This window comes from Nonomuraea sp. MG754425, assembly GCF_021699195.1.
Lineage (GTDB): Bacteria > Actinomycetota > Actinomycetes > Streptosporangiales > Streptosporangiaceae > Nonomuraea.
Genome location: NZ_SSXE01000121.1, coordinates 23,100 through 29,691, shown reverse-complemented (window position 1 = coordinate 29,691; position 6,592 = coordinate 23,100). Strand labels below are relative to the sequence as shown.

Here is a 6,592-nt window from a genome sequence, read left to right as displayed (position 1 = left end):
GCGGGCGACGTGCACGACGGCGGGCGGCAGGTTGCGCCAGACCGTCGCGGTCGTCACGACCTCCTCGAACTCCGTGCGCAGGTCGCCGAGCAGCCGCCGGGCGGGGGTGGCCCAGCGCGTCCAGGTGTAGGCGAACTGCGTGTAGACCCCGGCGGGGGACAGGACCCGCGCCACCGACTCCACCAGCGGCGGACGCCCGGCGTAGGCGACCCACGGCAGCCCGCTGACCACGACGTCCACCTGCTCGACACCGAGCCCGGCGAGCAGCTCCGGCAGGCGTACGGCGTCGGCGCACACCACCTCGACCCCGGGGTGGGCCCGGGAGATCCGCGCGGCGAACCGGTCGTTCAGCTCGACCACGACGTGCCGGCCACGGCCGTCCAGCCGCCGCTGGATCGCGGAGGTGAACGCGCCGGTGCCCGCGCCGAGCTCGGCCACCACCGGCTCGCCGCGCTCCGGGACGCCCGCCACCATCCGCGCGGCCAGGCTCGCCGAACTCGGCAGCACCGACGCCGTCCGCAGGGGCGAGCGGACGAACTCCCACAGGAACCGGCCGCCGCCGATCACCTGGTGCCGCTCGCCGCTCGTCACAGTGCCGCCTCCCGGGTCCGCTGATCCGCCGCGCTCGGATTCTGGCGCACGCGAGGCGGCTCCGTGCGGCGGGCGCGTGGCCGGAGCGTGAACACGTCTCGTCCGGCCGGGGAGCCTCCGTCAGGACGCCTGCCGGGCCGCCCGCCACTGCGGCGCGAGCACCGCCCAGACCTCCACGTCGTGGCGTTTGCCCCGGTGCGGGTAGCTCTCCCGCAGCACGCCCTCCTTGCTCATCCCGAGCCGCCGGGCCACCGCGATGCTGGCCTGGTTCTCCACCACGGCCAGCCACTCCACCCGGTGGACGCCCCGCTCCTCGACGGCCCAGTCGATGATCACCCGCGCGGCCCTGGTCACCAGGCCCCTGCCGACCGCCGACGGCTCCAGCCAGCAACCCGCCTCGACGACGCCGCCGCCGAGGTCCATCGTCCGGAACAGCACCCCGCCGACCAGCTTGCCGTCCGTCCAGATGCCGTGGATCCGCGCCGTGTCGGCGATCGCCTTCTCCGCGTACGTCCGCAGGAAGGAGCGGCTGGACTCGAGGTCGGTGACGGCGTCGGGCAGCTTGATGTAGCGGCCGATGAACTCCCGCCCCCGGTCGATGTGGGCCAGGAACTCCTCGGCCCGCCACGGTTCCAGCGGACGCAGCTCCGCGCCGTCGTCGCCCAGTGATCTCGCGAACATGCTCGCCCTCCGTCGGTCAAAAGGTCGGTGCCGGCCGTGCTAGGCGACGACGGCCAGCAGGGTCGTCATGGCGGCGGTGAGCTCGGCGTCGCCGCTCGTCCGCGACCGGGCGCGGGCCTCGTCGGTGGACAGGCCCCTGGTCGCCAGCCGCCAGAACGTGTCCTGGTCCATCGTGACCCGCGCGGCGGCGTCGCCCTCGGGGGCCGCCATCCGCCAGCGTCCCGCGCGCCGCACCGCGCTCCACCGCCCGCCGGCCGGCCCTGGCACGTCGAGGACGACCGCGGTGTCCTCGGGACGGTCGTGCGCGCGCAGGGTGTGCGGCAGGGCGCGGGCGAACAGGTCGAGGACCGGGGCCATGAGCGCGGGCTCCGTGGCCCCCGGCCGCCCGACGGCGTCGCGCACCTGCTGCTGGTGGACCCAGAACTCGGTGTACTCGCGGCCGATGTCGAGCCAGGCGGGGCTCTCGACGTCGGTGGCCGCCCAGGAGACGTTCAGGCCGGCCGGGCCCTCGAGGTCGCGGGCCGCCCAGAGGGCGTCGAGGCTCGGGCCGGTGTGCTCCAGCAGTTCGATCAGCAGGCGCGGGCTGAGCTGGCGGCCGGCCCGGACGAACTCGTCGTTGGTGCGGGCGAGGTAGGCGGGCAGCGTCTCGTCGTCGGCGAAGACGGCCCCGGTGTGCCCGTCGCGACCGCCGGACAGCCGCCGCAGGTAGTCGTTGAGCACGTGCCCGGCCACGTCGTGGACGTCCCAGCCGGGGCAGACCGTGGCCCTGGCCCAGTCGGCCGGTTCCAGGGAGCGGAGCAGGGCGAGCATGGCCTGCCGCTCGCGCGGGAAGAGAGGGCGGACGTCGACGGCCGGGCCGAAGATCATCATGGTGCCGAGCCTATCGGGCGGCCGGCGCCCTGGGGAAACGAATTTCGGCCCGGCCCGCGAGGCCGGTTCGCGGGGTGCGGTTTGCGGGGTGCGGTTTGCGGGGTGCGGTTTGCGGGGTGCGGTTTGCGGGGTGTGGTTTGCGGGGTGTGGTGAACCCAGTAAAGCCCGACTTATACACTCTTGACGGTTTATCGGGGGGAATCGGGGGAGTGGCGCGTGCCGCTGGATCAGATCCTGGTGTTGCTGGTCGCGGCGGCCGGAGCCGGGTGGGTGGACGCCGTCGTGGGCGGCGGCGGGCTGCTGCAACTGCCCGCCATCCTCATGACCGGCATGCCGACCGTCGAGGCGATGGCCACCAACAAGTTCTCGTCGGTGTTCGGCACCACCTCCGCCGCCGTCGCGTACGCGCGCTCCACCAAGGTGGACCGGCAGGTGGCGATCCCCGGCGCCGCGCTGGCCGTGCTCTGCGCCGGGCTGGGGGCGTGGGCGGCGGCGTCGATCTCGGCCGAGGTGCTGCGGCCCGCCGTCATGGTGGTGCTGCTGGCCGTGGCCGCGTTCGTGACGCTGCGGCCGTCGATGGGCGCCGTGCCGGTGCCGCACCTGCGCACCAGGCCCCGGGTGCTCGCGGCGGTGGCGACGGCGGGCGTGGGCATCGCCTTCTACGACGGCATCATGGGGCCGGGCACCGGGACGTTCCTCATCATCGCCTTCACCACCATCCTCGGGCTCGACTTCGTCTCGGCCTCCGCCTCCGCGAAGATCATCAACATCGGGACGAACGTCGGGGCGCTCGCGGTGTTCGGCGCGCAGGGGCACGTGCAGTGGGCGATCGGGCTCGGCATGGCGGTGTGCAACGTGGCCGGCGCCCAGTTCGGCGCGCGGATGGCACTGAAGCGGGGCACGTCCTTCGTCCGGATCGTGCTGCTGTGCGTGGTGGTGGCGATGGTGATCCGGCTCGGCTGGCAGCACTTCGCCGGCTGATCACCGGCTGATCAGTGGGGCTCACGCGGTCTCCTTGACCCGGACGCCGGCCGCCAGCAGGGCGTCGCGCTCCTCCGGCGGGATGCCGGTGTCGGTCACCACCACGTCCAGCCGGCCGGCCGGGCACACCGCGCCGAACGCCGTCCGCGCGAACTTGCCCGAGTCGCACACCGCGATCACCCGCCGCGCCGCGCCGATCGCCGCCCGCTTGACCGCCACCTCGGCCAGGTCGTGCGCGGTCAGGCCGTGCCGGGCGGACAGTCCACGGCAGCCGAGCACCGCCGTGTCGAAGCGCAGCGCCCCGAGCGAGGTCTCGGCGAGCGGCCCCAGGACGGTCAGCTCGCCCTTGCGCACCTCGCCGCCGGGCAGCACCAGGCGCACGCGCGGCGCGGCGGCCAGCATCAGCACCGGCTGCAACGCCAGCGGCAGCACGGTCACCCGCCGTCCGGACAGCGCGCGGGCCACCTCCAGCGCCGTCGTGCCGCCGTCCAGCACCACCGACTCGCCGTCGGCGATCAGCGCCGCGGTCTCCTCGCCGATGCGCCGCTTGGCCTCCACGGACTCCCGCTCGCGCACCCCGAACGGCGGCTCCTCGCCGCCCGGCAGCAGCGACAGCGCGCCGCCCCGAACCCGGAGCACCATCCCCTGCCGGGCCAGCGCGTCCAGGTCGCGTCTGATCGTCATCTCGGACACGCCGTGCTCGGCGGCCAGTTCGGCCACGGACACGCTGTCGTGGGTGCGCAGGGCGTCCATGATGGCGCGCACACGTTCCATGTGTTCATAAGAACACGAGAAATGTCCGGGAATACAATGAAAGTATGCGCGCGAGCCGCCTCCTGTCCCTGCTCCTGCTCCTGCAGACCCGCGGCCACATGACCGCGCCCGCGCTGGCCGCCGAGCTGGAGGTGTCGGTACGCACCGTGTACCGCGACGTCGAGGCCCTGTCGGCGGCCGGCGTCCCGGTCTACGCCGACCGCGGCCCCGCGGGCGGCTACCGGCTGCTCGACGGCTACCGCACCCGGCTCAACGGGCTGACCGCGGAGGAGGCGTCCTCGCTGTTCCTGGCCGGGCTGCCCGGACCGGCCGCCGAGCTGGGGCTGGCCGAGGTGGCGGCCAACGCCGAGCTGAAGCTGCTGGCCGCGCTGCCGCCCGAGCCGCGCTCGCAGGCGTCGGCGATGCGCGAGCGGTTCCTGCTGGACGTGCCCGGCTGGTACCGCTCGGGCGACGACGTGCCGCACCTGAGCGAGGTGGCCGAGGCCGTCTGGGACCAGCGTCCCCTGCACATGACGTACCGGCGCTGGGGCCCGGCGGAGGTGGACCGCGTGATCCACCCCTACGGGCTGGTGCTCAAAGGAGGCTCCTGGTACCTGGTCGCAGCCCCCACCGGCAAGCAGGCCGGCGTGCCCGCTGACGGCCCCGCCGACGGGTCGCCGCGGACGTACCGGGTGGCGCGCATCCTGACGCTGGAGACGCTGCCGGGCCGCTTCGCCCGGCCCAGGGACTTCGACCTGAGCGGGTTCTGGCACCGCTACGCCAAGGAGTTCCGCGAGCGGATGTACACCGCCGAGGCCGTCGTCAGGCTGGCCCCCGGCCGGGGGGAGCTGCTGGCGTACACGATGGGGGCCGACGTCGCCGGGGCCGCGCTGGCCGCCGCCGAGCCCGACCCCGAGGGCTGGGTGACGCTGACGCTGCCGGTCGAGTCGCTCACCCACGCCCGCTGGCTGCTGCTGCGTCTGGGCGCGGACGTCGAGGTGCTGGGACCGCCCGAGCTGCGCACCCTGATGGCCGAGGCGGTCGCCGACCTGGCCAAGATCTACGGCTGAAAACCAGAGGAGGCCGCGGTGCCCCTTCTGAGACCATCCGTGGCATGTATCTTCTCGCATTCATCGGCGCGTGCCTGCTGATCGCCATGGCGCCGGGCGTCAGCACCGCGATCATCCTGCGCCAGACGCTGCGGTCCGGCCGGGGCTCCGGGCTGGCCGCCACGCTCGGCAACGAGACCGGCATCCTGCTGTGGGGGCTGGCCGCCGCGTTCGGCCTGTCGGCCCTGCTGGCGGCCTCGCAACTGGCCTACGACATCATGCGCGTGACCGGCGCCGCGCTGCTCATCGTGATGGGCGCGCAGGCGCTGTGGCAGGCCCGCCGGGGTGCCCGCGCCGAGAGCGCCGTCCCCGAGGCGCCGGCCGGCCGGCGCGGGCCGTACCTGGCCGGGCTGGGCACCTGCCTGGCCAACCCGAAGGCGGCCGTGTTCGCGATGTCGTTCCTGCCGCAGTTCGTCCCCGCCGGGCGGAACGTGCCGCTCACCCTCGTGACGCTGGCCGTGCTCTGGGTGCTGGTGGACCTGCTCTGGTACGGGCTGCTCATCTGGGCGGTCGGCCGGGCCAAGGAGTGGCTCGGCCGGCCGGCGGTCAAGCGGCGGCTGGAGCAGGTCTCCGGCGTGGTGCTGGTCGGCCTGGGCGTGCGGATGGCGGTGGAGTCGCGATGACGATCTGGCACGCCGAACGGGGTTGCGGCGATCCGGTGGTGCTGCTGCACTCGAGCGCGGCCGACTCCGGCATGTGGGACGCCCAGGAGGAGGCGCTGTCCGAGCGCTTCCGGGTGATCAAGGTGGACTTCCGCGGGTACGGGCGGACGCCGTACCGCGCCGACGGGCCGTACAGCGACGCCGACGACGTGGCCGAGGTGCTGACCGCGCTGGGCGTGCGCCGGGCCGCGCTGGTCGGGTCCTCGAGCGGGGCCGATACGGCGCTGCGGCTGGCCGCCGCCGGGCTGGCCGACCGGCTGGTGCTGCTCAACCCCGGCGCCGAGATCGAACCCACGCCCGACCTGACCGGCTACTGGGCCGAGGAGAACCGCCTGCTGACGGCGGGCGACGCGCAGGGCGCCGCCGAGCTCAACGCGCGCCTGCTGCTCGGGCCCGAGACGACGGCCGAGGCGCGGGCGCGGCTGCTGGCGATGCAGCGGCACGCGTTCGAGCTGCAACTCGCCGCCGACCCGGAGCCCGAGCAGACCGAGCGGGAGGTCTCGCCGGCCGACGTCCGCGTGCCCACGCTGGTGGTGGGCGGGGCGCACGACCTGCCGTTCTTCCGCAGGAGCGCCCGCCACCTGGCCGCCGAGCTGCCGGACGCGCGGCTGGTCGAGCTGGACTGGGCCGGTCATCTGCCGGCGCTCGAACGTCCGGAGGAGATCAGCGCCCTGCTGCTGGATTACCTTTAGTCCATGACGAACGACCTGGCGACCCTCATGAGACAGGCGCAGGACGACGATCCGCTGCTGGCCCTGCACGCCACCACCGCGCTGCGGCACGAGATCGAGCGCCTGGAGGCGGTCCAGGTGCGGCGGGCCCGGGTGGCGGGGCTGGCCTGGTCGCAGATCGCCGACGCCATCGGCGTGAGCAAGCAGGCGGTCCACAAGAAGTACGGCCGCCGCTAGCCGCCCCGCCGCCGCGGCTCGACCCGGTTCCGGCCCG

The 6,592-nt window shown here is 74.4% G+C and carries 9 protein-coding genes; 5 read left to right on the top strand and 4 right to left on the bottom strand.

All coding sequences use genetic code 11. The features are described 5' to 3' along the window. The 3 genes from FAF44_RS34410 to FAF44_RS34400 form a co-directional block, all read right to left on the bottom strand. Nucleotides 1-591, bottom strand: a 591-nt coding sequence (locus tag FAF44_RS34410; protein ID WP_237107514.1) for a methyltransferase domain-containing protein, incomplete at its 3' end; no start/stop codon positions are given. A 120-nt stretch (nt 592-711) separates the two neighbouring features. Beyond that, on the bottom strand, nt 712-1,272 hold the full coding sequence (locus FAF44_RS34405; RefSeq protein WP_237107513.1) for a GNAT family N-acetyltransferase: 561 nt from the start codon (nt 1,270-1,272) through the stop codon (nt 712-714). Nucleotides 1,273-1,311: 39 nt separating this feature from the next. Continuing rightward, on the bottom strand, nt 1,312-2,142 hold the full coding sequence (locus FAF44_RS34400) for a maleylpyruvate isomerase family mycothiol-dependent enzyme (protein WP_237107512.1): 831 nt from the start codon (nt 2,140-2,142) through the stop codon (nt 1,312-1,314). A 222-nt stretch (nt 2,143-2,364) separates the two neighbouring features. Between FAF44_RS34400 and FAF44_RS34395 the strand changes: the two genes are divergently transcribed. Next, a complete protein-coding gene (locus FAF44_RS34395; RefSeq protein ID WP_237107515.1) occupies nt 2,365-3,123 on the top strand; it encodes a TSUP family transporter in 759 nt (252 codons plus the stop codon). A 21-nt stretch (nt 3,124-3,144) separates the two neighbouring features. Here FAF44_RS34395 and FAF44_RS34390 read toward each other — a convergent pair whose 3' ends face one another. Then, nucleotides 3,145-3,897 (bottom strand): DeoR/GlpR family DNA-binding transcription regulator, encoded by a 753-nt coding sequence (locus FAF44_RS34390; protein ID WP_237107511.1) that lies wholly within the window; start codon nt 3,895-3,897, stop codon nt 3,145-3,147. Between the two features lie 44 nt (nt 3,898-3,941). On the opposite strand from FAF44_RS34390, the gene FAF44_RS34385 reads away from it, so the two are divergent. Genes FAF44_RS34385 through FAF44_RS34370 form a run of 4 tightly spaced genes read left to right on the top strand, consistent with a single transcriptional unit; the run spans nt 3,942 to nt 6,555 of the window. Then, nucleotides 3,942-4,946: a YafY family protein gene (locus FAF44_RS34385; RefSeq protein WP_237107510.1), complete on the top strand. Its 1,005-nt coding sequence runs from the start codon at nt 3,942-3,944 to the stop codon at nt 4,944-4,946. Between the two features lie 44 nt (nt 4,947-4,990). Then, nucleotides 4,991-5,608: a LysE family translocator gene (locus tag FAF44_RS34380; RefSeq protein ID WP_237107509.1), complete on the top strand. Its 618-nt coding sequence runs from the start codon at nt 4,991-4,993 to the stop codon at nt 5,606-5,608. After that, nucleotides 5,605-6,339 carry an alpha/beta fold hydrolase gene (locus tag FAF44_RS34375; protein ID WP_237107508.1) on the top strand — a complete coding sequence of 245 codons (735 nt, stop codon included), beginning with the start codon at nt 5,605-5,607 and terminating at the stop codon, nt 6,337-6,339. Before FAF44_RS34380 ends, FAF44_RS34375 begins: the two co-directional genes overlap by 4 nt. Before the next feature lie 3 nt (nt 6,340-6,342). Further along, nucleotides 6,343-6,555 carry a hypothetical protein gene (locus FAF44_RS34370; RefSeq protein ID WP_237107507.1) on the top strand — a complete coding sequence of 71 codons (213 nt, stop codon included), beginning with the start codon at nt 6,343-6,345 and terminating at the stop codon, nt 6,553-6,555. Nucleotides 6,556-6,592 lie beyond the last annotated feature (37 nt).

What these genes read in the sequence shown, in the direction of transcription:
- FAF44_RS34405 (WP_237107513.1), bottom strand. Translation starts at nt 1,272, where the DNA reads ATGTTCGCGAGATCACTGGGCGACGACGGCGCGGAGCTGCGTCCGCTG.
- FAF44_RS34400 (WP_237107512.1), bottom strand. Translation starts at nt 2,142, where the DNA reads ATGATGATCTTCGGCCCGGCCGTCGACGTCCGCCCTCTCTTCCCGCGC.
- FAF44_RS34390 (WP_237107511.1), bottom strand. Translation starts at nt 3,897, where the DNA reads ATGGAACGTGTGCGCGCCATCATGGACGCCCTGCGCACCCACGACAGC.
- FAF44_RS34385 (WP_237107510.1), top strand. Translation starts at nt 3,942, where the DNA reads ATGCGCGCGAGCCGCCTCCTGTCCCTGCTCCTGCTCCTGCAGACCCGC.
- FAF44_RS34380 (WP_237107509.1), top strand. Translation starts at nt 4,991, where the DNA reads ATGTATCTTCTCGCATTCATCGGCGCGTGCCTGCTGATCGCCATGGCG.
- FAF44_RS34375 (WP_237107508.1), top strand. Translation starts at nt 5,605, where the DNA reads ATGACGATCTGGCACGCCGAACGGGGTTGCGGCGATCCGGTGGTGCTG.
- FAF44_RS34370 (WP_237107507.1), top strand. Translation starts at nt 6,343, where the DNA reads ATGACGAACGACCTGGCGACCCTCATGAGACAGGCGCAGGACGACGAT.